General features: G+C 66.8%; 19 protein-coding genes. 3 read left to right on the forward strand and 16 right to left on the reverse strand.

The window, feature by feature from the left end; all coding sequences use genetic code 11:
* Positions 1 to 386: 386 nt before the first annotated feature.
* Positions 387 to 1,895 carry a hopanoid C-3 methylase HpnR gene (gene hpnR, locus AC08OP_RS03170; protein WP_476612813.1) on the forward strand — a complete coding sequence of 503 codons (1,509 nt, stop codon included), beginning with the start codon at positions 387 to 389 and terminating at the stop codon, positions 1,893 to 1,895.
* Between the two features lie 43 nt (positions 1,896 to 1,938).
* Here the strand turns inward: hpnR and AC08OP_RS03175 are convergent, their stop codons facing one another.
* From AC08OP_RS03175 to AC08OP_RS03210, 8 genes are read right to left on the reverse strand one after another with little or no spacing between them, the layout of a single operon-like run.
* On the reverse strand, positions 1,939 to 3,111 hold the full coding sequence (locus AC08OP_RS03175) for a thiolase domain-containing protein (protein ID WP_476612814.1): 1,173 nt from the start codon (positions 3,109 to 3,111) through the stop codon (positions 1,939 to 1,941).
* 53 nt (positions 3,112 to 3,164) lie between these two features.
* Positions 3,165 to 3,851: a 3-oxoacid CoA-transferase subunit B gene (locus AC08OP_RS03180; RefSeq protein ID WP_476612815.1), complete on the reverse strand. Its 687-nt coding sequence runs from the start codon at positions 3,849 to 3,851 to the stop codon at positions 3,165 to 3,167.
* A gap of 1 nt (position 3,852) precedes the next feature.
* Complete coding sequence (locus tag AC08OP_RS03185; RefSeq protein WP_476612816.1) at positions 3,853 to 4,644, reverse strand: CoA transferase subunit A; 792 nt, start codon at positions 4,642 to 4,644, stop codon at positions 3,853 to 3,855.
* A gap of 1 nt (position 4,645) precedes the next feature.
* On the reverse strand, positions 4,646 to 5,458 hold the full coding sequence (locus tag AC08OP_RS03190; RefSeq protein ID WP_476612817.1) for a hypothetical protein: 813 nt from the start codon (positions 5,456 to 5,458) through the stop codon (positions 4,646 to 4,648).
* 51 nt (positions 5,459 to 5,509) lie between these two features.
* A complete protein-coding gene (locus AC08OP_RS03195) occupies positions 5,510 to 7,834 on the reverse strand; it encodes a hydantoinase B/oxoprolinase family protein (RefSeq protein WP_476612818.1) in 2,325 nt (774 codons plus the stop codon).
* 35 nt (positions 7,835 to 7,869) lie between these two features.
* Positions 7,870 to 9,996 (reverse strand): hydantoinase/oxoprolinase family protein, encoded by a 2,127-nt coding sequence (locus AC08OP_RS03200; RefSeq protein ID WP_476612819.1) that lies wholly within the window; start codon positions 9,994 to 9,996, stop codon positions 7,870 to 7,872.
* 22 nt (positions 9,997 to 10,018) lie between these two features.
* Complete coding sequence (locus AC08OP_RS03205) at positions 10,019 to 10,447, reverse strand: acetone carboxylase subunit gamma (protein ID WP_476612820.1); 429 nt, start codon at positions 10,445 to 10,447, stop codon at positions 10,019 to 10,021.
* Between the two features lie 51 nt (positions 10,448 to 10,498).
* A complete protein-coding gene (locus AC08OP_RS03210) occupies positions 10,499 to 12,412 on the reverse strand; it encodes a hydantoinase/oxoprolinase family protein (protein WP_476612821.1) in 1,914 nt (637 codons plus the stop codon).
* A gap of 182 nt (positions 12,413 to 12,594) precedes the next feature.
* Here AC08OP_RS03210 and AC08OP_RS03215 point away from each other — a divergent pair, with 182 nt between their 5' ends.
* Positions 12,595 to 14,442, forward strand: a complete 1,848-nt coding sequence (locus AC08OP_RS03215; protein ID WP_476612822.1) for a sigma-54-dependent Fis family transcriptional regulator — start codon at positions 12,595 to 12,597, stop codon at positions 14,440 to 14,442.
* Between the two features lie 221 nt (positions 14,443 to 14,663).
* On the opposite strand, the gene groL is transcribed toward AC08OP_RS03215, so the two are convergent.
* From groL to AC08OP_RS03255, 8 genes are all read right to left on the reverse strand, one after another.
* Positions 14,664 to 16,313 carry a chaperonin GroEL gene (gene groL / locus AC08OP_RS03220; RefSeq protein WP_476612823.1) on the reverse strand — a complete coding sequence of 550 codons (1,650 nt, stop codon included), beginning with the start codon at positions 16,311 to 16,313 and terminating at the stop codon, positions 14,664 to 14,666.
* Positions 16,314 to 16,519: 206 nt separating this feature from the next.
* Positions 16,520 to 17,545 (reverse strand): NAD(P)-dependent alcohol dehydrogenase, encoded by a 1,026-nt coding sequence (locus AC08OP_RS03225; RefSeq protein ID WP_476612824.1) that lies wholly within the window; start codon positions 17,543 to 17,545, stop codon positions 16,520 to 16,522.
* 41 nt (positions 17,546 to 17,586) lie between these two features.
* Positions 17,587 to 18,297: an iron-sulfur cluster assembly protein gene (locus AC08OP_RS03230; protein ID WP_476612825.1), complete on the reverse strand. Its 711-nt coding sequence runs from the start codon at positions 18,295 to 18,297 to the stop codon at positions 17,587 to 17,589.
* Positions 18,294 to 19,331 (reverse strand): amidohydrolase family protein, encoded by a 1,038-nt coding sequence (locus tag AC08OP_RS03235; RefSeq protein ID WP_476612826.1) that lies wholly within the window; start codon positions 19,329 to 19,331, stop codon positions 18,294 to 18,296. The genes AC08OP_RS03230 and AC08OP_RS03235 overlap by 4 nt, the downstream gene beginning before the upstream one ends.
* A gap of 87 nt (positions 19,332 to 19,418) precedes the next feature.
* Entirely contained in the window at positions 19,419 to 19,784 is a 366-nt protein-coding gene (gene mimD / locus AC08OP_RS03240) for a propane 2-monooxygenase effector subunit MimD (protein ID WP_476612827.1), read from the reverse strand.
* Positions 19,781 to 20,887, reverse strand: coding sequence for an aromatic/alkene monooxygenase hydroxylase subunit beta (locus AC08OP_RS03245; protein ID WP_476612828.1), 1,107 nt, complete (start codon positions 20,885 to 20,887; stop codon positions 19,781 to 19,783). The genes mimD and AC08OP_RS03245 overlap by 4 nt, the downstream gene beginning before the upstream one ends.
* A gap of 50 nt (positions 20,888 to 20,937) precedes the next feature.
* Positions 20,938 to 21,990: an FAD-binding oxidoreductase gene (locus AC08OP_RS03250; RefSeq protein WP_476612829.1), complete on the reverse strand. Its 1,053-nt coding sequence runs from the start codon at positions 21,988 to 21,990 to the stop codon at positions 20,938 to 20,940.
* A 193-nt stretch (positions 21,991 to 22,183) separates the two neighbouring features.
* Positions 22,184 to 23,833: an aromatic/alkene/methane monooxygenase hydroxylase/oxygenase subunit alpha gene (locus AC08OP_RS03255; protein WP_476612830.1), complete on the reverse strand. Its 1,650-nt coding sequence runs from the start codon at positions 23,831 to 23,833 to the stop codon at positions 22,184 to 22,186.
* A gap of 597 nt (positions 23,834 to 24,430) precedes the next feature.
* On the opposite strand from AC08OP_RS03255, the gene AC08OP_RS03260 reads away from it, so the two are divergent.
* Entirely contained in the window at positions 24,431 to 26,053 is a 1,623-nt protein-coding gene (locus AC08OP_RS03260) for a sigma-54-dependent Fis family transcriptional regulator (RefSeq protein ID WP_476612831.1), read from the forward strand.
* The last annotated feature ends 154 nt before the right edge of the window (positions 26,054 to 26,207 follow it).

A 26,207-nucleotide genomic window follows, 5' to 3' on the forward strand; every position in this document is an offset into this window, starting at 1 on the left:
AGCCCCTCCCCCGCAACCGCCCGCTCCCCGCCGCAAGCAGCCGATCCGCCACGATCAGTCGCGGAACGTGCCGCTAGCCGAGCCCGGCCGGTCCCGGCCGGGCTCTCGGGCCGTTGAAGGACCGGTGCCCGACGCGCCGACGTCATTGTCAGCCGAATGTAAGGTTCGTTCCCGAGTCAGGCCGGCGCTCCGGGGCAGGAACAGGAAGATGACAGGCGACGCGGAGTCGGCGCCCCGGGCAGGGAGCGATCCACGGGCAGTACCCGGCACGCAGGGTCCCCGGCACGCACGTTCGGGACGGGACCGCAGCAGTCCGCGTCAGTCCGGTCCGCCCAGGCCCGTCCTCGAAGACCCAGGGCCGTCCCCGAACAGTCGAGAGGAGCATCATGCGTGTCCTACTGGTTCATCCCAGCGCGCTGATGTACTCGAAGATCTTTCTACGGCTCGAACCGCTGGGGCTGGAACGGGTGGCGGCCGCGCTGCTCGCCGCGGGCCACGAGGTGAGCATGATCGATCTTCAGGTGGAGAAACCGGCCACCTACGCGCGCCGCCTGCGAGAGTGTCGTCCCGACGCGGTGATGTTCGGGGTGAACTACCTCGCGAACGTCCCCGAGGTCATCGAGCTCGCGCACCGGGCGAAGCGGGAGCTGCCCGGCTGCCTGGTCGTGGCTGGCGGCCACAGCGTCTCCTTCATCGCCGAGCACCTGCTGAAGCAGGGCGACGGCGCACTCGATGTGGTCGCGCGCGGCGAGGGCGAAGTGGTCGCCCCGCGCATCCTCGAGGCCGACCGCGCCCGTCTCACCGACGTCCCGGGCGCGGTCACCGCCGACGGGGCGGGCCCGATCCCGGCCCTGCTACCCAGCCTCGACGAGCCGCTGCCGGCCCGCCATCTGCTGGCGCACCGCCGCCGCTACTTCATCGGGGAGCTGGACCCGTGCGCCTCGGTCGAGTTCACCCGCGGCTGCCCATGGGACTGCTCCTTCTGCAGCGCCTGGACCTTCTACGGCCGCAGCTACCGCCGCCTCTCCCCGGACGCGGCCGGCGAGGAACTGTCCGCCATCCGGGAACCGAACGTCTTCATCGTCGATGACGTCGCCTTCATCAGGCCCGAACACGGCATGGCCATCGCCGATCAGGTCGAACGCCGAGGGATTCGTAAACGGTACTATCTGGAAACCCGTAGCGACGTCCTGCTGCGCCATCCCGAGGTGTTCGAGCGCTGGCGCCGCCTCGGCCTCGAATACATGTTTCTGGGCATGGAGGCCCTCGACGCGGACGGCTTGGACCTCTACCACAAGCGGATCTCCCCGGACGAGAACATCCGCGCCCTCGAAGTCGCCCGAAAGATCGGCATCACGGTCGCGGTGAACCTCATCGCCGACCCGGGCTGGGACGAGAAGCAGTTCCGTCTCGTCCGCGAATGGGCGTTGTCGGTGCCGGAAATCGTGCATCTCACGGTGTGCACCCCCTACCCGGGTACGGAGATCTGGCACACCCAGTCCCGGCGGCTCACCACCCTGGACTACCGGCTGTTCGACATCCAACACGCCGTCGTCCCCACCCGGCTCCCCCTCGACCGCTTCTACCACGAGCTCGTCTCCACCCAGGCGGTCCTCAACCGCAAACACCTCGGCGCGAAGGCGCTTGCCGCGACCGCCCGGATCGTCACCGCGAACCTGGCGCACGGCCAGACGAACTTCCCACGGATGCTCTGGAAGTTCCCCCGGGTCTACAATGCCGACCGGCTGTACGCCGAGCACCAGCATCCCGCCCGCTACCGGCTGCCGGAGCCCGTCCCCGCGGCCATGACCCCGCGGCGGCGCGAGCTGTACGTCCATCAGCCCGCCGCACGCCACCCGGTGGCGAGCCGGGAACGGGAGAGGACCGATCCATGACGACCCGAACGAAACCGGTACGGGTCCCGGCCGGTGCGGGCGCTCATCGCACCCGTTCCAGGACACTCGCATAGTTGGCGACCGCCAGGCCACCCATGTTGAACACCCCGGCGACGGTGGCCCCGGGGATCTGCATCGCCCCGGCGTTGCCGGTGAGCTGCAGCACTGCCATCACATGCTGGGACACCCCGGTGGCACCAACCGGATGGCCCTTGGCCTTCAACCCCCCGGAGGGGTTGACCGGCAGCGTGCCGTCCCGGTCCACGACCCCACCGAGGATGACCTGACCCCCGCCGCCGGGCGGGCACAACCCGACGACCTCGTACTCCAGCAGCTCCGCGATGGTGAAACAGTCGTGGAGTTCCAGCAGGTGCAGGTCGGACAGCCGCGCCCGGGCCTGCCCCAACGCCGCCTGCCAGGCCCAGTGCGCGGCGGCGAACGCCAGCGGATGACGCCGCGCGGCCGGCAGGAAATCGTTGGCCTGCGCCAGGGCACGGATCCGCACCGCCGGGGTACGCGGCGCGCTACCCGGCGCGGCCAGCACCACCGCGGCGGCACCATCCGAGACCGGGCAGCAGTCCGTGCGCCGCAGCGGGCCCGCGACCATCGGATTACGCGGACCGACCGTGCTACAGAACTCGAAGCCGAGATCGGAACGCAGATGGGCGTACGGGTTCACCACCCCGTTACGGTGGTTCTTCGCCGCGATCCGTGCCAGCGCGTCACTGTGATCACCGTACTTGGTGAAGTAGGCCTCGGTGACATCGGCAAACAACCGCGCGAACCCGGCACCGGACAACCCGCCGGCATGCTCGTAGTCGGCACCCAGCAAAGCCCCGCCGACAGCCTCGGCCGGCGCGTGGGTCATCTTCTCCGCCCCGACCACCAGCACCCGGCGCGCCTGCCCGGACTGGATCGCCCGCACCCCGCACAGCAGCGCGGCCGACCCGCTCGCACACGCGTTCTCCACCCGGGTCGCCGGGGTGAACAGCAGATCGTCATCGGCTTCCAGGACCAGCGAGGAAGGAAACGCCAACGGCTGCAACCCCGCGTTGTAGGTACCGAGAACAATCTCGTCGATCTCCCGCGGGCGCAGGCCCGCCGACGCGATCGCCTCCCGCGCGGCGGCGACGATCAGCGACTCCAGAGTCTCCTCGGGCAGACGGCCAAACGGGGTATGACCCCAGCCCACGATCTCCACATCATCGTGGTCCACATCCGGTCCCTTCAACGCTCAGACACCCTTCACTGCTGAGACACCCCGGCAGGTCACTGCTGAGACACCCCGGCAGGTCCGCCCGCCACGCCGGCACCAGGCTTCGTGCCCACCCGAGCCAGCCGTACCGGTGTCACCTTCTGCGCGTCGTCGGCTGTGACGCCCGGCGCCGTCTCCACCAGCACCAGACCATCGGAGGTCACGTCGATGACGGCGAGGTCGGTGATGATGCGCTGCACGACACCCGTGCCGGTCAGCGGGAGCGTGTTCTCGGGCAGGATCTTCGGCGATCCGTCCTTGGCGCAGTGCTCCATCAGAACGATCACGCGGCGGGCGCCGTGGACCAGGTCCATCGCGCCCCCCATGCCCTTGACCAGCTTGCCGGGCACCACCCAGTTCGACAGGTCCCCGCGCTCGCTGACCTGCATGGCGCCGAGGATCGCCGCATCGATCTTCCCCCCACGGATCATCCCGAAACTGGTGGCGGAGTCGAAGAAGCTTGCTCCCGTCGCGGTCGTCACCGTCTCCTTGCCGGCGTTGATGAGATCCGGGTCCTCCTCGCCGGCGACCGGGTAGGGGCCCAGGCCGAGGATGCCGTTCTCACTCTGCAACACGATCTCCACGCCGTCGGGCACGTGGTTGGGAACCAGCGTCGGCAGACCGATGCCGAGGTTGACGTAGTCCCCGTCGTTGAGTTCCGCCGCCGCGCGGGCGGCCATGTCGTCCCGGGACCAAGGCATGTCAGGCACCTCCTGCAGCAGTCGTGACGGCACGCAGGGTGAGCCGCTCGATCCCCTTGTCCGCGGCCTGGTCGGGCGTCAACGCCACCACCCGCTGCACGAAGACTCCGGGCAGGTGGATCTCGTCGGGCTCCAGCGCACCCGGCTCGACGAGTTCCTCCACTTCCGCGATCGTCACCCTCCCGGCCATGGCGCAGAGCGGGTTGAAGTTGCGGGCGGCCTTGCGGAAAACCAGGTTGCCGTGCCGGTCACCACGCCGGGCCCGCACCAGGGCGAAGTCCGGCCGCAGCGCCGTCTCCCGCACGAAGACCTGCGGCACCCCGTCGACCTCGAAGACCTCGGTCGGCTTGGGCTGCGAGGCCAGCGCCACCTCACCCGAGGCGTCGTACCTGATCGGCAGCCCGCCGTCGGCGACCTGCGTGCCGACGCCGGTGCGGGTGTAGAACGCGGCGATCCCGGCTCCACCGGCGCGCAACCGCTCCGCCAGCGTCCCCTGCGGGTTGAACTCGATCTCGACCTTCCCGGAGAGGTACTGCCGTTCCAGTTCCTTGTTCTCCCCCACGTACGACGCCACCAGACGGCGGATCCGCCCGCCCTCCAGCAGCAGCGAGTTACCCACACCCGGGATCCCGCAGTTGTTGGAAATGACGGTCAGGTCCGAGGCCCCCTGTTCGGCGAGCGCGGCAAGGAGCACCGACGGGATACCGCAGACCCCGAAGCCACCACTCGCCACGCTGGCCCCGACCGGGATGTCGGCGACCGCCTCCTGCGCCGACGCCACAACCTTGTCCACCTCACCCCTCCTTCAGCAGGGCCCGGCGCAGCAGAACCGTCTCGGGCAGCGCATTGGCCGGGATGGTGGTCAGCACAAGCTGGGCTCCGTCACGAGGTGCCTCCCCCTCGCCATGCCAGAACGCCTCGGGAAGGACGACAGCCCGCGTGACATCGCCGGCCACGTCAACCGAGGAGTCGAATCGCACCGCCAGCGTCCAGTCGAAGTGCCCGGCCACATTGGTCAGCGAGGTATAGCCACCCGCCCGCTCCGGGGACTCCAGCGTGGCGGAGTCCCCGGAGCGGGCCCGGGCATCAAGGAGCAGCAGTCCCAGCGGCGGCGACCCCAGGCGCCCCAGCCATTCGGCGAGGTACATGGAGGCGCTGTCGGCGTGGTCCTCGCTCACCTCGTCCAGCCCCGTACCGGCCCGGTCGTGTGCCCGCAGCAACCACCTCGCGGGCGACGGCACCGACAGCACGACCCGTCGCCGGGTCGAGTCCGCCAGCGTGCGCATGGTCAGAACCAACCGCTCGACGGCGGGCTCGTCACCGAGCAGGGTGCGTAACGCGTAGCCCGTGCGGCTACGCTTCCCTAGGGCGCTCACCAGGTCAGGCGTCGCCGCGAGATACGCGTCGTAGAACGCCTCGGCATTGATGAACACCGCATCCGGGTCCAGCAGGGCCTGGACCTGGGCGACGTGCCCGGTCAGGGCGGCGAGGTCACCCCAGGGGATCTCGCTGCCCTGCCGTAGCACTGCCGTCGCGTAGGCATCATGGTCGATCACCAGCGCCCGGCCGCCGGGCGCGGCAGCGAGCAGGGCAGTGAGAGAAGACATTCAGTGCTCCTTGAACCTCAGGGCTCCGTGAACCTCAGGCGAGACGGAACCTCAGGCGAGACGCTTGACGTCCTCGCCGTGCCTGTCCTCCAGCTCCCGCACGCGCGCCTCCAGCGCCGCGATCTTCAGCTCCCGGCGGTCCGGGATCACGATGATCGGCAGTTCCTTCAGTGGCGCCTTGACCCGCTGGGGACCGTCGATGGTGAACACCGTGGCGGTGAGGTCGTTGGTGTCGTCGCCCCAGGAGCCGTAGTAGAGGAGGTCCTTCGGCGGCTCCTCGGTGACGAAATCCTTGACGAACTCCGCGTAGGGCTTGCCGCGCGTCAGGCGCGTCTGGCGGACCCGCTCGCGGGCCTGCCTGGTGCCCTCGGCGTCGAGCCGGAAGGTGATCGGGTCATAGCGGACACCGAAGATCTCCTCGGCGACCTTCTGGCTGATCCGGCCGAGCTCGGCATCGCGCAGCACCGACTCAGGCAGACGCTCCAGCGGGTCACCGTACCCACCACCGGCACCCTGGGAGATCATGTAGAGCTCGCCGTCCTTGGCGCGGTCGTACTGCAGACCCATGTGATAGGTCGAGTACTTCCCGTCCGGGAACGGACGCTCGTTCATGACCTTCTCAATCGAGAGGTCGAACTTCTTGTTGTCCCGGCGAATGTGCTCGTAGACATTCGTGCCCTTGACCATCGCCAGCGGGTAGGTGCCGCAGCCGTAGCCCCCGAACATGCCGTAGATGGACGAGAACTTCGCTCCGGAGGTCACCGTCATGAAGCCCCACTCCGGCGTGCCCTCGGCGGCCACGATCATCTCGTAGCCCATGCCGCCGGTGAACTTGCCGAAGCCCATGTTGTCGCGGACCAGGCGCTTGGCCACCAGCTGCATGAAGGGCACCTCCTCCTCCATGACCTCCTGCTCGGCCGTGTCGGCCATGGCGCAGAAGAGCGGCGAGACGGCGTCCTCACCGTCCCGGAAGGGCTTGGCTCCCCCGGGCATGCCATTGAGGTCGGCACACAGGTTGCCGACCATGTCGCCGTGCTGGGTGACACCGCCCCACAGGAACGTGTTGATCTGGTTGAACCAGTTGGCCACGATGTTCGAGTACTTGTGCGGCGTGGAGAACGACATCTTTCCGTAGAGCGCCTGCATCATCGAGAAGCCTCGGAACGAGGCCTGCAACGACTGCCCCATCGGGGCGTCATAGGACGCGTCGGCCCAGGTGCCCTCGTCGGAAATGATCTCGATGCAGCTCATCGCCGCCGTGCAGCGCGGCAGGTCTGGCCACCAGAACGCCAGGATCGCCTGCATCATCATCGACTTCACCGAGCACAGCGGAGAGTTGATCGCCCGGTTGATGATCTCCGGTCCGGTGCCACGCAGGTCGACGGTCATCTTGTCGCCCTTGACGTGGATCTTGCAGGCGATCTTGATGAGGATGTTCTCTTTCAGCGTCGAGTCCATGAACTGGTTGAAGGAGTACGTGCCGTCGGGAAGCTCGGAGATCCGGCGGCGGACCTCGGCGTCGACGTCCTCGACGGTGACCCGCAGGGCCGCCACGAACGTGTCGACGCCAACCTCGTCGATGACCTTGTCGATGCGCTCCATGATCTTGCGCACCGCGGTGATCTTCACCTTCAGGTCGGCCAGCTGCAGCTTGGGGTCGCGCACCGAGTGCTGGAGGAAGGTCAGCAGGTCCCGGCGCAGATGACCACGCTCGACAATCTTGAACGGGCTCATCCGGAGGCCGTCGTCGAACGGGGTCTCCGAGCCTGACGGCATGCCGCCCGGCTCGCAGGCGCCGTTCTCGCCTTCGTGGATGGTCGCCGCCACCCACGCGATGATCTCGCCCCCACGTATAACCGGCATGATCATCGACTGGTCGGTGTTGTGGACGTTGCCGAACCGGGCGTCGTTGTGGATGAATCCGTCGCCCTCGTGGATGCCGACGGTCGGCTCGTCCTTCCAGTACTTCACGATGTACCGGATCGGGTGGTGCAGGATCGCGGAGAACGCGATCACCCCGTGGCAGGAGAGGTAGGAGACGTCCCCGGCCGCGGTGTAGATCGCGGTCGTCAGGTCACCCCACTTCGCCCCGGGTGCGGCACCCTGTGCCTCGCACATCTCGTAGCCCTCGTCGAGCGCACCGGCAATCCGCTTGCGGATCCGCTCGACCACCAGCCGGTCGACACCGGCGGCGATCGCCGTCTCCTCCCGCGACGTCCGTTCCTGGATGGAGTGGTCACGCATGATCACCGGGTCGGGACCGAGGAAGAGAGTGGTCTCGTCCATGAACTGGTCGACCCACTCCCGCTCCTGGGGCGTGAGGGTGTTCTGCTCGGTGGCCTGCTCCTGCGTGGCGCTGTCGTCCGTGACAGTCATCGTCTTCTCCCTGGTGCGCTCGACGGTGTACTCGATCAGTCCTGCAGGAACCAGACGGCGCCCTGCACCGTCGGCTCCAGACGCCAGCCCGGCTCGACGAGGTAGGTGGTGTTCTCGGTGGTGACGATCGCGGGACCGGGGATCACCCGCTCGTGCGACAGCGCGGCCTGGTCGTAGACCGGCGTCTCGATCGAGTCGTCCTGGCCGATGAAGTAGACCTTGCGGTGCGACACCTCGGTCGGCACCGTGCGCTCGCCGCCGGCCTCCAGCGAGTCGAAGTTGACGACGTCGCCGTCGACATAGGAGGCCACCCGCACGGTCCCCACCCGGATCCCGGCTTCGGGTGCCGCGCTGCTGGCGCCGAACCGGTGACTGTAGACATCACCGAAGGTGCGGATCATGTGCAGTACGTCGCCGACACCGTTCATCCGGTTGATGTCGAGGGCGACAGCCTGGGTGAGCAACTGGTTGCCGTAGCGCATGTCCAGTTCCAGGCGGTACTTCACGTCTTCGGCCGCGAAGCCCTGACGCACCAGGTCCTCCCGGCCCCGGGCCTCGAGTTCCTCGACGATCGCGTTGAACTCCTCGTACTTGTCGTACAGCGACCGGGAGGTGGCGTTGTACATCGTGATGTGCACGCCGCGCTCGTGGAAGTGCAGCTGCTTCATGTTGCCGGCGCCGCAGGCGGAGAACACCGACGAGAACGGCGGGGCCAGGATCTGCTTGATGCCGGCATGGCGAGCAATACCGCAGGCGTGCAGCGGACCGTTGCCGCCGTAGGCGAGCATCGTGAAGTCCTCCGGCAAGTAGCCGCGCACCCGCAGCTCCTTGCCGATGCCGATCGCCATCTGCTCGTCGACGCCGTCCTTGATCGCGCGGGCGATGTCGAGAACGTCCATGTCGAGCTGGTCGCACAGGTTCTCTTCGACGGCGAACCGGGAGCGCTTCGGGTTGAGCTTGATGTAGCCGTTGGCGTAGTTGTCCGGGTCCAGATAGCCGAGCAACAGGTCGGCGTCGGTCACCGTCGGGCGCAGTCCGCCGCGGTCGTAGCAGGCCGGGCCGGGGTTGGAGCCGGCCGACTCCGGGCCGATCTTGATGGAGTTGTGGATCCGGTCGTACGACGCAATGGAGCCGCCGCCGGCACCGAGCGTGTCGAGGTGCACCATCGGCACCGACACCAGCCAGCGGTCGATGGTCGGCAGGAAGTCATAGTGCTTCACGCCGCCCTCGGGCACCAGGCCGATGTCGAAGGACGTGCCGCCCATGTCGGTGGAGATCACATGGCCCAGGCCCGTCTCGTTCGACAGGTGCTCCGCGGCGCCGACGCCGGCGATCGGACCGGAGTGGATGGTCTGCAGGGCGTCGGTGGAGTTCATCTGCGCCATGCCACCGGAGTTGTGGATGACCAGCATCGGCTTGCCGTAGCCGGAGTCGCGCAGGTTGTTCGAGAGCTGGCTGAGCGCGTGAAACATGATCTCGTGCAGGAAGCCGTCCACGATGGTGGAGGTCGCCCGCACGTATTCGCCCTTGCGACCAGAGACCTGGTGGCCCAGCAGCAGCGGGATGGCACCCAGCTCGTGGGCCGGGAACTCGTCGAGAATGATCTCCTGGATCGCCAGCTCGTGCTCGGGATTCTCGGTGGCGTTGACCAGCGAAACCACCAGGGCCTCGGCGCCGGCATCCACCAGCTCACGGACCACCGTGCGGACGTCCTCGGGATCGAGCCTCGCCACGATCTTGCCGGCCGAGTTGACGCGTTCCTTGACCGAGCGGATCAGGTACCGCGGCACCAGCGGCTCGGGCCGTTCGGCTGCCGGGAGGTTCTGTTGCATCGAGTAGTCCAGGCCCTCGCCGTACCCCCGGCCGCGGGAGAGCGGGATGGTGTCCTCGAAGCCATGAGTGACGATCGCCCCCACCTTGGGTCCCTTGCGCTCGATGAGAGCGTTGGTGCCCAGGGTGGTGGCGTAGCGGACCGAGTCGACCTCGGTGAGCACGGTGCCGCGGTCCAGTCCGGCCCGGCTGCACGCCAGGTCGAGCGCCTCGTTGAAGCCCAGCGCCAGGTTGTGGTGCGTGGTCAGCGCCTTCGCCTCGACGTAGGTCTCGTCCCAAACGAAGAAGCAGTCGGTGAAGGTGCCGCCGATGTCGACGGAGATACGTTTCATTGTCTCGGTTCTCCCTGCGAGATCAGCGGATGTGGCCGGTCGCCTTGTGCATGGCGGTGTATTTCTGCGCGTCCTCGCCGGGCCCGTAGTTGTGGACCTGCTCGGGGTCGACGCCGCGTTCCTCCCACTGGGCGCGCAGCGCGGCGACGTCGATGACGAGATCGGCCGTCGGCGGATGTCCCGGCGGCACGTATTCGGTCTCGATCTGGGTGGCGCAGCCGGGGCAGTAGAACTCCAGGATCCGGCAGTACGCCGGGTCCGGGGAAAAGGTGAACTCGTAGCGTTCGGGGTCGATGATCGGCTGGTGGATCTCCCGTGGGTCGCGGTCGTAGACCAGACAGCCGAGCTTGTAGTTCCCGTGGGCAGACCAGATGTCGCGGCCGCACACCCGGCAGACCCAGCGCTCGGTATCGAGATCGATGACCAGGTATTCGGTCATGGGGACCCGCATGATGACTTTCCTCTCGTGGCGGTCAGGGGATGCTCGGGGCGGTCAAGGAGGTCACTGGGTGTCGGTCAGCAGCAGGTCCCCCGAGGCGGTGACCCGGAACTGCCAGCCGGGCAGCACGCGGGCGGTGAAGAACGGACCCTCGACGATCACCGGGCCCTCGCCACTCCCACCGGGCGGCATCTCGGCGAGCACGAACACCGGCACCTTGTCGACCTGGTCGGGCGCGGAACGGACCAGGCGGGTCTCATTGCTCGTCACCCGGATCGCGGGCACGTCGGTGTCGGGAGCAACCTCGGGGTGCGGCAGCGCGGCCGTCACCGACAGTTGCAGGGAGACCTGCTTCCCGGGGAAGTCCACGGCGTCGCCGGACTGGTACGGCCTGGTCTCCACCGGCGACCCGTCGGTCTCCTCGATGGTGAGCAATACCTCGGTGCGGCAGTCGTCGAGGTCGTAGCCCTCCTGGAAAATGTCGCGCCTGGCCCGGGCGAGCATCTCGTCGTACGTCGCCGCGGTGCTTGCCGTGGTCGGCTCCGGCACGCCGACCTCGTAGGTCTTGCCGATGTCGGAGAAGGCAATGCCGAACGCGGAGAAGACCGCTGCCATCCGCGGGATCAGCACCTTCTTCACCCCTGCCGGACGAGCGGCACCGACGGCACTCATCGGGCCGGCGCCACCGAAGGCGACGAGGGTCGAGTTCTCCTGGATCAGGTGCGCGAAGGAGTGTGCCAGCGCCTCGAAGTAGGCCTGCTCCATCCGGATCAGCGACTCCTCCAGGCTGATGCCCAGCGGCTCGGCGATGGTCTCGGTGATGACCGCGGCCGAACGGTCGGCGTCGAGCCGGAAGGTGCCGTCGAGGTAGGTGCTGGCGTCGAGGATGCCGAGCAGCAGGTTGACGTCGGTGATCGTGGCTTCCTTGCCACCGAAGCCGAAGCAGGCCGGGCCGGGGGCCGCCCCCACACTGCGTGGCCCGACTGTGATCTGCCCGTCCACCACCGAGATCACCGAGGACCCGCCGACACCGGTCGAGTGCACGTTGCTCATCGGGTAGGAGATCGAGACGCCCTCGATGGTGCCGCGCTCATCGGCCGCCGTCGCACCGCCGCGGACGACCCCCACGTCGGTGGTGGTGCCGCCGATGTCCATCATCAGCGTGTGCTCGAGGCCGTACGTGCGAGCCAGCGCCGCCGTACCCTCCAAGCCGCCGCGCGGCCCGGAGGAGTACGTCTTCAGCGCCACCGCCTTGGCCACCCGCGAGGAGGCTCCGTCGTTGCGGTAGACCAGCAGCGGGTTGAGCACCCTGTACGACTTCAGCCGCCGCTCCGCCGCGTACAGGAACCGCTCCATGGTCGGGTGCAGGAACGAGTTGAGCACGCACGACCACACCCGGCGCGGGTGGTCCCGGTCGCCGGCGAGGGACCACGAGTACAGGAGCGGGATCGAGCCGAGCAGGTGCCGCGGGAACTTGCGCAGCAACACGCTGCGTAGGCGACGCTCCTGTTCCGGCGACTCACCAGCCACCACCACCCGGGCGGCACCCAGGGTGGTGAGCTGGTTGATCCGCTGGACGACTTCGAAGTCGATCTCCTCATCGGTCGCGCCCATGTCGATGGTGAGCACCCGGTCGGCGATCAGGCCGTCGAAGAGGTCCTTCTCGGCTTCACGGCTGCGCATCTGCTCGAACAGGCCCGGCATCGTGCTGAGGATGCCGATCATCGGGCCCCGCCGCTCGACCAGGGCGTTGGTGCCCTGCGTGGTCGAGTAGCGGATGTGTTGCGTAGCGTGCAGCAGCTTCTCCGTGTTGGCCTCGCCGTAGAGGGCGGCCGAGGCCTTCTCGATCCCGTCGAAGAGGCACTCCGACAGGTCGTGCGGAGTAGTGAGGGTCTTGGTGTAGGTGAACTGGTCGCCATCCCAGACGCAGATGTCGGTAAGCGTGCCACCGTTGTCGATGTTGATCAGGGTGTCCATGACGCTCCTCGGTTCGTGACTCCCTGGGTTCCATGCGCAGGCCCCGTTGTTGGGACAACCCTGCTGGCGTCCCACCGGGTGTCGGTGTCCCAAAATTGGACACTCACTGCTCTTGGATGTGGCGTGGCTCTCAGCCACGATGTTCTTCCGCGGGGCCATCCAGGACCCCCGAGGAGGTGCTCATGCCGGACACCGCGAACCGCCTCTTACGGGTAGCCGCAGCCCGGGCAGACTTCCTGGAGTGCGGCCGCGCGGGTGCCGTCGGTGTCCCCGACGTGCTCGCGGCATCATGGGAACGCAGCCAGGCGGCCGGCGTCGACAGCGCACGGCCGCACAGCGACTACATCGACGACATCGACACCGGGTCCCGGCTGGTGCGCTGCGCACGCCCGGTGCTCACTCAGCTCGGCAACGACACCGCGGACCTCCCGCTGGTCATCGCCCTGACCGACCACAAGGCCAGGCTGGTTCAGCGCATCGACTTGTCATCGACGGTCGGGCGGTTGCTCGACAGGGTCGAATTCGCGCCAGGGTTCAACTACTCCGAGTCGATGATGGGCACCAACGGTGTGGGCACCGTGATCGAGGCCGGTCAGCCGGTCAGCATCGTCGGGCCGGAGCACTTCACCGAGCCCCTGCAATGCTTCGCCTGCACCGGCGCCCCGGTCATCGATCCTCTCACCGGCCGGGTAGAGGGAGTGCTGGACATTTCCACGCTCACCCAGACCTGGAGCCCGCTGATGCACACCTTGGTGAAGAGTGCCGCCAAGGACATCAGCCGCAACCTGTTGCTGGATCGCAGCCAGTCCCAGCAGGCCGTTTTCGAGACCTACCTGCGCGCCGAAGCCCGGGCGTCCCGGCAGGCCGTCTTCGCCTTCGGTGACTCGGTCTTCATCGCCAACGCCCCGGCCCAGCGCCTGTTCGACGCCAGCGAGCAGCTGACCCTGCGCGAGCACGCGACCTTCCTCATGAGCCGCCGCGACCGGGTGAGCGACACCCTGGTCCTGCCGGGGGGACGCATGGTCCACATCCGGGGGACCCGGATCCTGACCGGCTCCGAGGTGGCCGGCATGGTGGTGATCGCCGACCTCGTTGCCACGGAGAAGGCCGGATCGCCGGGCGACTTCACCGAGCAGGTGCTGCCACAGATCGCGGTCGCGACCCCGCAGACCTCCCGCATCGCCGGCGACCTGTACCGGCCGCACGAGACCATTACCGGTGGCCGGTCACCGGCGTGGGTACGCGCGTGCGACAAGCTGCGCGAAGCCCTCATGGCGGAGAAGCCGGCGATCGTGCTCGGTGAGACCGGCACCGGAAAGTTCACCCTGGTCGCCGAGATCTTCCACGCCTCGCACCCGGGCAGCCGAAGCGTGTCGATGGACGCCTCCCAGCTGACCATCGAGAACTCTGAGACCGACATCGACTCCCTGCTCGCGGGCAAGCCAGAGCCGACCCTCTACATCGTCCGCAATGTCGACCAGGCCAGCACCGAAGGAGTCGAACAGCTCGACGCGTTCTTCACTGCGATCGGCCGGCTCGACGGCACCACCTCATTCGTTGCGACCCTGTCGGACTCCTCGCTGGACTCCGACCTGCCGTTCCACGCACTCCTCGGCCACTTCGAGGTAGCGATCACCGTGCCGCCGCTGCGATGCCGTACCGATGACCTCTCCACCATCACCTCGTCGGTCCTGCGCGGCATAGCCCCCAACCGCAAGGTGCGGCTCAGTCCAGCCGCCGAACGGATCATCGCGCGCTACTCCTGGCCACGCAACGTCTCCCAGCTGCGCGAGGCCCTCGAACACGCGCTGCGGCGGCGACCGGTCGGGGAGATCCAGGACCAGGACCTGCCGGCGTACTGCCAGACCACCTCGCGGCACGTGCTCACCCCGCTGGAGGCAGCTGAGCGAGACACGATCGTCGCCGCCCTCCAGGAGACCGAGGGCAACCGAATGCTGGCGGCCGCCAGGCTCGGGATGTCGCGGTCCGGCCTTTACCGCAAGCTGAAGGCCTACGGCATCACCGCCTGACGCGTCCCAGGTGGGGCGGATCGCCCTTGGCCCAGTCTGAACCAGGGCACGCCCCGCGCCGGCGGTCCGCACGAAGCGGAGAGTCGCGAAGCCGGTCCGGCGGTAGGCGGCCCGCCGGACCGGCGTCATCCGCTCCGGAAACGGTGATGCTGACCGGGCGCGAGACCATTCCTGCCGATGGCGTGCCGGCAGCTGCCGGCACGCCATCGGCCGCCTGACGATCAGGCGATGTTGGAAGGCCGGACCAGGCCCTCCGCGAGATCCCCGAATCCGGGAGCAATCACGGCGCCCGGGTTGCCGATGACCTCCTCGACAACCAGGGTTTCCGTTGTCAGCAACAGCGCGGCGATCGACGCCGCGCTCTGCAGCGCGCAACGGGTGACTTTCACCGGGTCGATGACACCGAAGCCGGCCATGTCCCCGTATTCTCCGGTCGCGGCGTTGAAACCGTGACCGCGCGGCAGCTCGGCGACCCGCTTGACCACTTCGTCGCCGTCATAGCCAGCGTTGATCGCGATCCAGCGCAGTGGTTCGGCGATGGCCCGCCGGACGATCTCCCTGCCTTCAGCGGCGTCGCCGGCCAGCGTGAGCTTGTCAAGGGCCGAGGCCGCTTGCAGCAGGGCGGTACCACCGCCCGCCACGACACCTTCGGCGAGAGCAGCCCGTGCCGCCGCGAGGGAGTCCTCGACCCGGTGCAGCTTCTCCTTCAGCTCCACGCCGGTCACGGCGCCGACCCTGATCACCGCGACGCCGCCGGACAGCCGGGCGATCCGGGTCTGCAACGTGTCCTGGTCGTGGGCGTTCTCCGCCCGTTCGAACTCCCGCTTGAGCTGGTCGATCCGGGCATGGATCTCGGTGGCGGAACCGGCGCCGTCGACGATCGTAGTCACATGCTCGGTAATGGTGGCCTTCTTGCAACGCCCGAGCTGGCCGAGGGTGACCCGGTCCAGGGAAAGCCCGGCATCCGCGGTAATCACCTGACCGCCCAGAAAAACCGCGAGATCGTTGAGCTCTGCCAACCGGCGGTGACCGAAACCGGGTGCCCGGACCACCGCGGACCGGAAGGTCCCGTGCACATTGTTGGCGACCAGCATGCCCAGTGCCGGTCCCTCGACGTTCTCCGCGAAGACAATCAACTGGCCGCCGGCCCGGGTGACCAGCTCGAGGACCGGCATCAGGGTCTGAACCTGAGAGATCTTCTCGTTGGTCAACAGGATGTAAGGGTCGGTGTAGGCGGCCTCCATCCGCTCGGTGTCGGTGACCATGTACGGCGAGAGGTACCCGTTGTCCAACTCGATACCGTCCACGAAGCTGACCTCGAGTCCGAATATCGGGGATTCCTCGACCGTGACCACCCCGTCACAGCCCACCCGGCCAAGGGCCGCGGCCACGACGTCGCCGATCCGGGCATCGTTGTTGGCGGCGAGGGTCGCCACCCGGGCAAGATCAGCCTCGCCATCGACCTCTCCCCGGTACTTTTCAAACTCCTCCAGCAGGGCGGCCACGGCAGCCTCGATGCCGTTCTTGAGAAACATCGGGTTGGCGCCCCCGTCCACGGCATGCAGACCCTCCCGGACGAGGGCCTGCGCGAGCACGGTGGCGGTGGTGGTTCCGTCGCCGGCAGTGCCGTTGGTCTTGGTCGCGACCTCCTTGACCAGTTGCGCCCCCATGTTGGCGAAGGGGTTACGCAGCTGGATCTCCCTGGCTATGGTCACACCGTCATTGGTGATGGTGGGCGGCCCGGTCAGTTTTTCGATGACGGCGTTGCGGCCCTTTGGACCCAGAGTCACCTTGACGGCGTCCGCCAGGGCATTGACCCCGGCCTCCAGCAGGCGACGCGCCTCGACGTTGAACCGCAGATCCTTGGCCATCTCTTCCTCAGTCCTTCCGCTCTGCATCCGTCAGGGCGGGCCGAGGGCGGCACGATCGTGGCGGCGAGCAGCTGGCGGGGCATGATGGCCAAGCCAGCCCCACCTGGAGCCCGATCCGATCGCACAGTCGCGCCGCCGGAGCCCTGGGTTCCCGAGCCATTCACAGACCGGGTCCGGGTGATCAGTAGATCAGGGTGATCAGTAGATCAGGGGATCAGGATCGCCCGACCGCGCACCTTGCCGTGGTGAAGGTCGTCGAGCGCCTGGTGGAACTCTGCCAGGGGGTAGGCACTCGTGTGCAGGGTGACCTTGCCACGGGTTGCGAGAACCATCAGCTCGACGAGGTCGCTGTACGATCCGACCAGGTTACCGATGAAGTTGATCTCAGTGGAGATGATGTCGATGGTGGGGACGTTCAGCACCCCGCCATAGCCGACAACATAGTACGAACCGGCGCGACGCAGCATGGCGACACCCGCTTCGATCGCACCGCCTTCACCGACAAAGTCGATGACCGCCTCGGCGCCGTTGCCCCCGGTGAGATCGAGTACCGCGGACACCTCGCTGCCGTCGGCCCGCACCGTGTGGTCGGCGCCCAGTTCGCCGGCGAGCCGCAACGCCTCGGCGGAGCGGTCGACGACGATGATCTCGGCTGGGGTGAGGGCACGCAGCACCTGCACACCGATGTGGCCCAGACCGCCGGCTCCGATCACCACGACCCGGTCACCGGGGCTCAGTGCCGCGGCTGCCTTGCGTGCCGCGTGGTAGGCGGTCAGTCCGGCGTCGGCCAGTGCCGCCACATCCGCCGGCTGCAACGACGGGTCGAGTTTGACCACCGACCGGGCGTTGGTCCGCAGGAGTTCGGCGTAGCCGCCGTCGCTGTCGATCCCGGGGAAGGACGCCCGGGCGCAGTGCACGTCGTCGCCGTCCCGGCAGGCCTGGCACAGCCCGCAGGTGACCAGCGGGTGCAGGATGACCGGATCGCCCACGGCTATGTCACTCACCGCCGAACCGACCTCGTGCACCCAGCCGGCATTCTCGTGCCCGAGCACGTACGGCAGGGTCACGCCCGACTTCTGCTCCCACTGCCCTTCGATGATATGCAGGTCCGTCCGACAGACACCGGCGCCGCCGATTCTGACCACCACGTCCAGCGGATGGAGGATCTTGGGGTCGGGGACGTCTACCAGCCGCGGCGCGTTGTCGTACTTGATGACCTGAACGGCCCTCATCGGCCCACCTCCGCGTTCGTTGCTGTCACGTCACTGTCACGTCATGGGTGTGCGGTCACAGGGCCGTACCGCGTCTCCAGCAGACCGCGGCAGACCGTGGTGTTTGCGTCGATCGTCACCCGGACGGTCCGGGCAAATCGCAGCCGGAGAGGCAGCGCCTCGCGATCGATCGGACGGCCGTCGTCGTCGACGAACAGCGGCGCCTCGGGAGCCAGGGACAGTCCGAGGGCGTCCCGTCGGCGCAGCAGGCTGTGTCGTTCCGGTGACTCCGGCATGTCCGCCAGCCGGGCCCGGTACAGCGACTCGGGTGACCAACCCTCGGCTACCAGGCGCTTGGCCGCGCCTTCCAGGCTGGCGGTGTGCGCCTTACGCAGGAAGGTCATCCGCAGGTCGTCGAGGCCTCCGGTGGCCTCCCCGGGGAAACTCGCCGGGAAACCGTCTCCGGCGGCGACTCCGGCGTTGATCTCTTCGGCGGCGAAGTGATCCTCCAGGGCCACGTCCACCTCGGTGACTCCTGGCAGCTCCTTCACCACGTCGTGCGCGTCGGACACCATCAGGTAGGCGAAGTTCGGCGCGCAGAAGTAGGTCGGGAGCCTGAGCCGAACCTGCACCCGCCCGTCCTGGGCCACCAGAGCATGGACGAATCCCAGCTCGGTGACGGGCTGGTCGAGCTCCGGGTCGTACACCCGCCCCAAAGCTTCCCAGACGTCCGCGGCCAGGCCGGTCCTACTGGTTACTGTGGGTGTGGTCATACGGACTGCCCTGCGCCCACGAGAGGCGTCGACGCCGGAGCGCCGCTGCCCGCCCCGCTAACCTCGGCCGGTACCTCGATGTCGTAGAGCGCGGCCGCGTTGAGACCGAGAATTTTGCGCTTGATGTCGGGGGTGAGCACGCCGTACTCGGCCTGCATGTCCTCCGGGATCTGGAAGTCGACGAACTTCTCGACCAGCCACTTGGGGTGCCAGATCGCGTAGTCACTCGAGAAGGTCAGCCGGTTCTCGTCGAGCCAGTAGAGGAGCTCACCGATGATCTGCGCGAAGTAGCGCGGCCGGCTGTGGATGAACGGCATGGCCACCGCGAGCCCACCGTAGACGTTCGGCTCCTGCGTCGCGATCCAGCAGAAGTCCTCCAACCGGGGCAGTCCGACGTGTTCGATGATGAACCGCAGCTCGGGGAATGCCGTGGCCACATCATCGACGTCGGCGACATCGAACGCGTCCCGGTTCAGCGGGTAGATCGTCGGGCCCTTGTGGATGTGGACGTTGCGGATGCCGAGTTCCTGGCACTTCTCCAGATACCGGTAAACCCACGGGTCGGTCAGCTTGTAGCCCTTGGACTCGCCCTTCCACTCGGCCGTGTAGAGCTTCACGCCCTTGAGGTTCCAGCGTGCCGCCAGGTCCGCCAGCTTCGACAGGCCCAGTTCGCCGTCACGCGGGTCGAAGGAGCCGTTCACGATGAACTTGCCGGGGTACTTCTCGGCGAGCGCGCCGTCCTGCTCGGTGGTGTTGAAACCGTTGCGGTAGAAGTCCGTCAGATAGGTGGGCTGGAAGATCCCCTTGTCGACGTAACCGTCCTCGAACAGGTCCTTCACCATGACTTCCGCAGAGTACTTCTGGAACTTTTCCCGTGACCAGAGATACTCCTGCGGGCTCAGATTCACATGGTAGTCGTAGAAGCAGTCGATGAAACCTTTGCCGTAGCGGTTCGCCTGGTTCTCCGGGCTCCCATCCCAGAAGTGCAGGTGGGAATCCACGATGAAGTATCGCTCATTGTCCTTGACGTACATGTGGATATCCTCCGCAATATCACCACGGCCGGTCCACGCCGGGCCGGATGAGCCCGACGTGGACCGTTCCGTTCGTACCGGGTCAGGTCAGTTAGTGACGACTTTCAGGTCGAAATCGATGTACTCCGCCGCGTCCTCAGGGTTGGCGAAAAGTACGGTCTTGTCGTCGAGGTGCACCATCCGGCCGTAGTGCGTGGACATGATCTCTTCGAAGTCGGACACACCGAAATCGAAACCGAGCGCATCCGAGATCTCGTCGAAGTCGAATTCGATCTTACGTTCGCCGTCAACCCGGATCATGGACGGATACTCCTCGACGCGGATACCGGGCTTGCTCCGCATGACGTCGGCGACGACATACCCGTTCTGGTTGTTCATCAGGGTGACGCCACACATGTTTGACGAGGTCCGATTGGCTTTACCGAGCTCTGGGTTTTCGTTCGCGATGGTCACTGCGTCAGCTCCTTCGGCTCGGGCAGACCAAGGTCGGAAAGGACAGCCCGGAACCCGTTGACCGTGGCGTCGAGGGATTCCGAGAAGGTAATGACTTTCTCCTGCGGCTGCGACCAGATCGGCTGCAGTTCATGGGCCGCCTTCAAGCTCAGCGGAACCCACCGGGACAACCAGCCGGAAATGGTCTCGACGTTACCTGCGCCGAACTTCTCGTCGGTGACGAGAAGCTTGAGCAGCGCGCGGGTGTAACGCAGGTCGCGCTCGTAGTCGTTCTCGCCGGTCCCGACCAGGGTCGGCGTGACGTAGTCGCCGTTACGGGCGGCGATCTGCATGACGAGGTGGCTGCGGAACAACACGCCGACCAGCGACTCGAACACGATGTTCGCGGCGACGAGCGCCTCCGCCCAGTCAGCGACCGCGGTGATCCGCTCGACGTTCTCCCGCACCGGCTGCCACACCGGGTCGTCGTGCCAGACCTTGCGGTGGGCCGATCCGTCGAACCCCGCCAGGGACTCGGCCAGCTCCAGGTTGTACAGGGCGAGGTCCTGAGCGAAGCGGAGCTTGTGCGCGCTGTTCACTGCGATGGCAGTGTTGATCATGTTCGTGGGGCCCGACCGCTGAGCGGCGACGAACACGTGCAGGCCCAGACCGTTCTCAGCGTGCATCCAGGCGCCCAGGTGCTGCTCGACAAACTTGGTCCACCCCCGCGACCAGCCGTCGTAGGCATGGGCCGCCCGCGCGTTTTCGAGGTTCTGCTGGATCTGCCGGACAACATTGGAGTTGTTCCGGTAGATGGTCTGCTCCCACTCCTCATTGGGGTCGCGGAAGGCGTGCCAGTCCGAGGAGCGCAGCGCCGTCCAGGCCTGCGGATACCCGCCGGGCCCATCGGCGAAACCGTAGACCCAGCCCTGGGCCAGGTAGCGGTCAGGGTCCGGCTGGACGTCGAAGGTGACGTCCTCGTACATGGTCGCCCGCATTTTCTGCGGCTTGAAGTAGTTGTACGCGCGGCTGGTGGAGCTGGGGAACGTTAACGCGCCCGCCTCCGCGTCGGTGAACTCCGGCTTGGGGAAGCTCCTGGTCTTACCCGTGACTTGCGTCGTCATGCCTGCGCTCCTCGTGGCAGGTCGTCAACCGATGGCCGACCGGTGACCGGTCAGCTTTCGGCGGCGGCCGTGATGGTGAACTTGTCGTAGAAGATCTGTTCTTTCGGGACCCCGCTCGACTCAAGCCGCGGCAATGCCGCGTCAATCATGGGAGGCGGACCGCACAAGTAAACATCGCAGGAGGCGATGTCGGTCTCGTGCCGGTCCACTATATCGGTTACCAACCCGTTTTCCACGGGATGGCCGATATCGTCCGAGTTCTCCGGCATGCTGTCGGACAGGCAGGGGACGAACGTGAAGCCGGGAATCGACGCACCGGTCTGGAGGATCTCGTCGACATAGAACAGATCGCGGGGGGAGCGCGCCCCGTAGTAGAAGACGACCTCCCGCTCGCTGTTCTTCGTCGCCAGCTGGCGTAGCAGGGAGAGGATCGGGGCCATCCCCGCGCCACCACCAATGAAGACGATCCGGCGGTCCGAGCTCACCCGGAGCGTGAAAGCACCGTACGGCCCGGTGACGGTCAGCGGGTCATCGGGGCGCAGACCGTCCTCCAGAAGTCCGGAGAAACGCCCGCCCGGATATTTCTTGATGATGAACTCAAGATAACCTTCCGTTCCCGAGATGTTCGCCATGGAGAACGAACGGTGTTCACTCGAACCAGGAATGGTGATGTCGACGTACTGACCCGGATGGAACATGAAGTCCGGTGAACCGGCGATGTCCAGACGCAACCGGGTGATGTCGTGGGTGAGATCTTCCGTCTCGACGACGGTGCTTTCTATGGTCCGCACCGGAAGGCCGGATCGGATCATGTCCTCGTCGTAGTTGACCAGTTCGACCGACAGATCGCTGAAGGCGTGCGCCCGGCACAGCAGGATGTAGCCCTCATCGCTTTCGTAGTCGGCCAACGCGAAGGTCGAATAGCGGCCCATCTGTACATCACCGTCAAGCAGGAAGGACTTGCACGCCGAGCACTGTCCCTCCTTGCATCCGTGCATCAGGTTGACGCCCTGGCGGAACGCCGCGTCGAGCACGGTCTCGTCCTCGGTAACCTCGATCTCCACGTCGACCGGCTCGAACCGGACCCGGTGGGTGTCGCTCATGCCCGTCTCTCTCCTGCTTTGAAAACCCGTCGTATCCGGGCGAGCCGCCCGGGCCGCGCCTCGGTGGTGCGGTCCCACCGGCGCTCGTGTCGCGGCGCCGGTGGGACCGTGTTCGGTCGAACGCATTCAAGAAACGTCCGTCGGCCCCCTCGGACGGCGGTTCTTCAACACGCCCGCAGCTTGCAGGGCGCTACTAGGAAACGGGTGCCGGCCGACCGCCCGGACCGCCGGCCCGGTAGGCCGCCATCGTTGCCTCACGCTCGGCGTCGCTCATCTCGTTGAGTGCGACGTTCGGACTGCTGAACGTGATGCCGCGGACATCGTCGAGCGTCCAGAGCTTCGAGGGGTCGTCGAGCTCGAGGTGAGGCTGCGGGATCAGGGTCTTGCCGTCATCACGGACGTACCCGAGGTCGGAGATGACATCGGCGAGATCCCAGTTGTGGTAGAGAGTCTCCCACTCCCGCTTGCCGGTCAGCCGGCCCATGTTCGGCGTCGGGCGGCCCTGGTATTCCGGCCGGAACGCCACCTTGTCCGTCCAGTGGCAGGCTTCGGAGCAGTAGGTGCGCCACTGGTCGTCCACCTTGTCATGCACCGTGTCCTCGCGGATCACGCAGGGCACCATGCACGTCCAGCACCGCTGGGGGTACTGGTAGTCGACGTTCTCGAACGCGATGGGCTTGTTCCGGCCGGGGTAACGCATCCGGTTGTAGTTCTCCCACCACTTGCCGTACTTGTTGTACCAGCCCGGGTACTTCGACTCGAACCACTCGAAGTCGTCGTCGGTCATCGGGTCGATCCGCCAGTAGTTCACCGGCCACCCGGTGGCGAAGAACTGCGCGACCTCGTGCACGTACCCCTTGTTGTAGATACGGTTCCAGGCTTCCTCGACCAGGTCGTGGGGGATCACCAGGCCGTACTTCTCGAGGGGGATGAGGTAGCTGCGGTAGTAGTCGTCGTAGATCCAGCGCTGCCACATCTCCGCGTAGCTCTCGCGGTCCTTGCGGCGGTCCTTCGTGCCGTACTCGATGAAGGTGCCGATCGCGGCATCCACCACGGCGTGGTTGTTCCACCACGCGTAGCGCAGGTCGCGCTCGAGCAGCGGCCGGTTGGCCTCGTCGGCGAGCGCCATGAGCAGGATGGAGTACCCGTTGCTGATGTGGCGGGACTCGTCGGACTGGACCGAGTGGAACACCGTCGGTAGCAGGTAGTCGCCGTTGGCGGCCGCCTCGGACGGCATCGCGACGAACAGGGTGTTGGTGAACGCCGTCTCGGCGACGACGGTCAGGTAGATGTTCGCCGCGGTGATCGCGTCACCAGTGATGAAGCCCTCACCGAACTGGCGGCCGATCGTTCCGGCGTAGTTGTTGGCGAACGCCTTCTCAGTGATGTCGAAGCCGGCCGGGTCGATGTAGTGGTTCATGTACAGGCGCTTGAGGTTCATCTGGATCGTCGAGTGACGCACCTCGTCGATCATCTGTACCGCGAGCCCGTTGTGGATCTCAGGGTTGGGGACGGCATCGATCGCCATCGGCATCGCCCGGGCCGCGGAGATCTCCGGGAACGGGATGATCGACAGGAAGAGCTTCTGCCACTCCATCCAGCGCTGCTGGACCTGGCGGAACATGTTGCCGCGGATCGCGCCGTCCATCGCGCCGTACACGCGGTTGTCCTTCTCCTCCTCCATCGGGAAGTAGGAGCGCAAGATCTGCTTGAGCGGGTCCTTCTTCGGAGACTTATCGAAGGTATAGTCGGTGGCAAACCGCTTCGCGGGCGTCGCGAACGTCGGATCCCATGACAGCTCCGTGATCTTCTTATGTGCCTTTGTCAAGCTTTGACGGCTCACGCCCTGCCTCCTGGACGATACGGGGTCGGGCAGACACCGGCGATGCCCGCCTGCACCGAGGTCGACGCCGATCCGCGTCGACCCTCCTTCCGGCCGGAACCGGTGCCTGCGCCACGTCCCTTCGTATGTCCCACATCACACTCCCTGTGGGAGGTGTGTGGTATCTCAATCTGAGACAGGTGCCAGAGCTCGACCAACAAGATCAATGCGGAGGCGACCGGCGACCGCCGCCGGTCGGGGGCCGGTCCGGGGTTGGTCGGGCGCGGCGGGCACCCGGCAGTGGACGGAGCACAAGGTCTAGCCAGACGGTAGGCGGCGATCTAACCTCGCTCGGGAACCGCTCGTGACCACGTCGGACGCTGCGGTTGTACCGGAGTCGTCGAGGTTCGCCGTTCGCGGGAGGAGATCCATCAGATGGTTGGTTGTTCGAGCAACTTAGATGCTCATGATCATTATGGCGCCGAGGTTGCGCAGGCACGGGAGCTGTTCCTGACCACCGGCTCCATCGAGCCGGACAGGGTACGCGATAGCATCCGGGCGTCCTGGTTACGCTCCCGGCACTGGGAGGTAGCGGCGGAAGGCCCCCGACTCACGTTCGTGGGCGACCTCGACATCGACAACCCGGTCAGCCGCGCCGCAGCGCCCATCGTCCGCCAAATCGGCGATCAACTTGTCGATCAGCCTATCAGCATCATCCTGACCGATGCCGAGGGGGTCGTCCTGGCCCGGCGCACCGGTGACCGCGCCCTGGAGAAGCACCTCGACGCGGTCCAGCTCGCACCGGGTTTCAGCTATGCGGAAAGACTGGTGGGAACCAACGGAATCGGTACCGCGCTCGAGGGAAGGTCCCCCGCCCATGTCTTCGGACACGAGCACTACGCCTCGAACCTCGAGGATCTGGCCTGCGCCGGAGTGCCGGTGTACCATCCAGTCACGAGGAAGATCATCGGCGTCTTAGACCTGACCTGTTGGCGCCCGGACGCTGGGCCGCTGCTCATGGCCATGGCCCGGGCTGCGGCGGCACAGATTCAGGAATCCCTGCTCGCCGACGAAGAACACCGTGACCTTGCCCTGTTACGGGAATATCTCAGGACATGCCAGCGGATTTCCGGCGTGGTACTCGGCCTCAACGACGACGTCGTCATGATGAACGAGCACGCGCGCCAACTGCTCGACCCCCGCGACCAGTCGGTGCTGATCGGGCGGCTCACCGATGTCGTCGCCAGACGCCGTACCACCACCCTGATGGTGGAGCTGCCCAGCGGAACCTGGGCCCGCGTGCACTGCCGGACAGTGGCGACGGAGAGGGCCACCGACGGGGCGGTGGCCCATGTCCGTTTTGTCGAAGCGCCGCGCCCCCGGCATGCGGACACCGCCCTGACGCGGCTTCCACTGCCCGGCATCGTCGGCTCCGGAACTCTATGGACCCGTGCGTGCCGGGAAGTGGACGCGGCTGCGCAAGCAGGTGAGTGGGTGATATTACGAGGAGAGCCCGGCGTGGGCAAAACAGCCTTGGCCCGGGCCGTGTGCCAGCGGCGTGATCCGTCCGCGTGGTTCTCCATTATCGACGGCCACAACACTACTGTTCGGGAGTGGGGGACCCTTCTCCGCCACGAACTGAGCCGTAGCCGGGGCACGCTGGTGGTACGCCACGCCGATCGCATCGACCCCTACCGGCTGCATGTGCTGGCGTCCGCCTGCCAAGCAGCGGAGGCGGGAGGCCGCCGGGATCTGCCGTGGGTAGTCCTGACGCTCAGCGCCGATGACAAACCCCTCGGCCCCCTGATGCGCTACTTCCCGCGTTGCATCGAAGTGCCCCCGTTGCGGCACCATATCGACGATCTGCACCAAATCGTGCCGTTCCTGCTGGTGAAACTTACCCGTGGCGGCCAACTCGCCTGCTCCCCGCAGGCTATGCAAGCACTGTTGCGTGCCAGTTGGCCAGGCAACATCGAGCAGGTGCGCCAGGTGCTGCGCAAAGTCATCCAGGTTCGCCCCGCAGGCACGATCATGGTCGGTGACCTGCCGCCGGAATGTCACACGGTCACCCGCCGGGTTCTCGGAGCCATGGAGGCGATCGAGCGAGACGCAATAGTGCAGAGCCTGCTCAGTGCGGACGGGAACAGGACCCTCGCGGCGCGGGCGCTCGGCATGTCGCGAGCGACGATCTACCGCAGAATCCGGCAGTACGGCATCGAGATCCCCGCTCCCAGCGTGTAGACGCAATCTTGCGTAGAGCCCACGGGCGCAGCGTGCGGGGAGCAGCAGCCCTACGACAGGCCGGAGTGGCGGTCCCTAACGCGGGAGGCCCATCATGGCTGCGCGGTCGCGACCCGGTCCCGGCCGGAGTGCTTTGCCTGGTAGAGGGCCGTGT

This window comes from Frankia sp. CeRuru1 (assembly GCF_977966315.1).

What these genes read in the sequence shown, in the direction of transcription:
- hpnR (WP_476612813.1), top strand. Translation starts at nt 387, where the DNA reads ATGCGTGTCCTACTGGTTCATCCCAGCGCGCTGATGTACTCGAAGATC.
- AC08OP_RS03180 (WP_476612815.1), bottom strand. Translation starts at nt 3,851, where the DNA reads ATGCCTTGGTCCCGGGACGACATGGCCGCCCGCGCGGCGGCGGAACTC.
- AC08OP_RS03190 (WP_476612817.1), bottom strand. Translation starts at nt 5,458, where the DNA reads ATGTCTTCTCTCACTGCCCTGCTCGCTGCCGCGCCCGGCGGCCGGGCG.
- AC08OP_RS03195 (WP_476612818.1), bottom strand. Translation starts at nt 7,834, where the DNA reads ATGACTGTCACGGACGACAGCGCCACGCAGGAGCAGGCCACCGAGCAG.
- AC08OP_RS03200 (WP_476612819.1), bottom strand. Translation starts at nt 9,996, where the DNA reads ATGAAACGTATCTCCGTCGACATCGGCGGCACCTTCACCGACTGCTTC.
- AC08OP_RS03205 (WP_476612820.1), bottom strand. Translation starts at nt 10,447, where the DNA reads ATGCGGGTCCCCATGACCGAATACCTGGTCATCGATCTCGATACCGAG.
- AC08OP_RS03210 (WP_476612821.1), bottom strand. Translation starts at nt 12,412, where the DNA reads ATGGACACCCTGATCAACATCGACAACGGTGGCACGCTTACCGACATC.
- AC08OP_RS03215 (WP_476612822.1), top strand. Translation starts at nt 12,595, where the DNA reads ATGCCGGACACCGCGAACCGCCTCTTACGGGTAGCCGCAGCCCGGGCA.
- groL (WP_476612823.1), bottom strand. Translation starts at nt 16,313, where the DNA reads ATGGCCAAGGATCTGCGGTTCAACGTCGAGGCGCGTCGCCTGCTGGAG.
- AC08OP_RS03225 (WP_476612824.1), bottom strand. Translation starts at nt 17,545, where the DNA reads ATGAGGGCCGTTCAGGTCATCAAGTACGACAACGCGCCGCGGCTGGTA.
- AC08OP_RS03230 (WP_476612825.1), bottom strand. Translation starts at nt 18,297, where the DNA reads ATGACCACACCCACAGTAACCAGTAGGACCGGCCTGGCCGCGGACGTC.
- AC08OP_RS03235 (WP_476612826.1), bottom strand. Translation starts at nt 19,331, where the DNA reads ATGTACGTCAAGGACAATGAGCGATACTTCATCGTGGATTCCCACCTG.
- AC08OP_RS03245 (WP_476612828.1), bottom strand. Translation starts at nt 20,887, where the DNA reads ATGACGACGCAAGTCACGGGTAAGACCAGGAGCTTCCCCAAGCCGGAG.
- AC08OP_RS03250 (WP_476612829.1), bottom strand. Translation starts at nt 21,990, where the DNA reads ATGAGCGACACCCACCGGGTCCGGTTCGAGCCGGTCGACGTGGAGATC.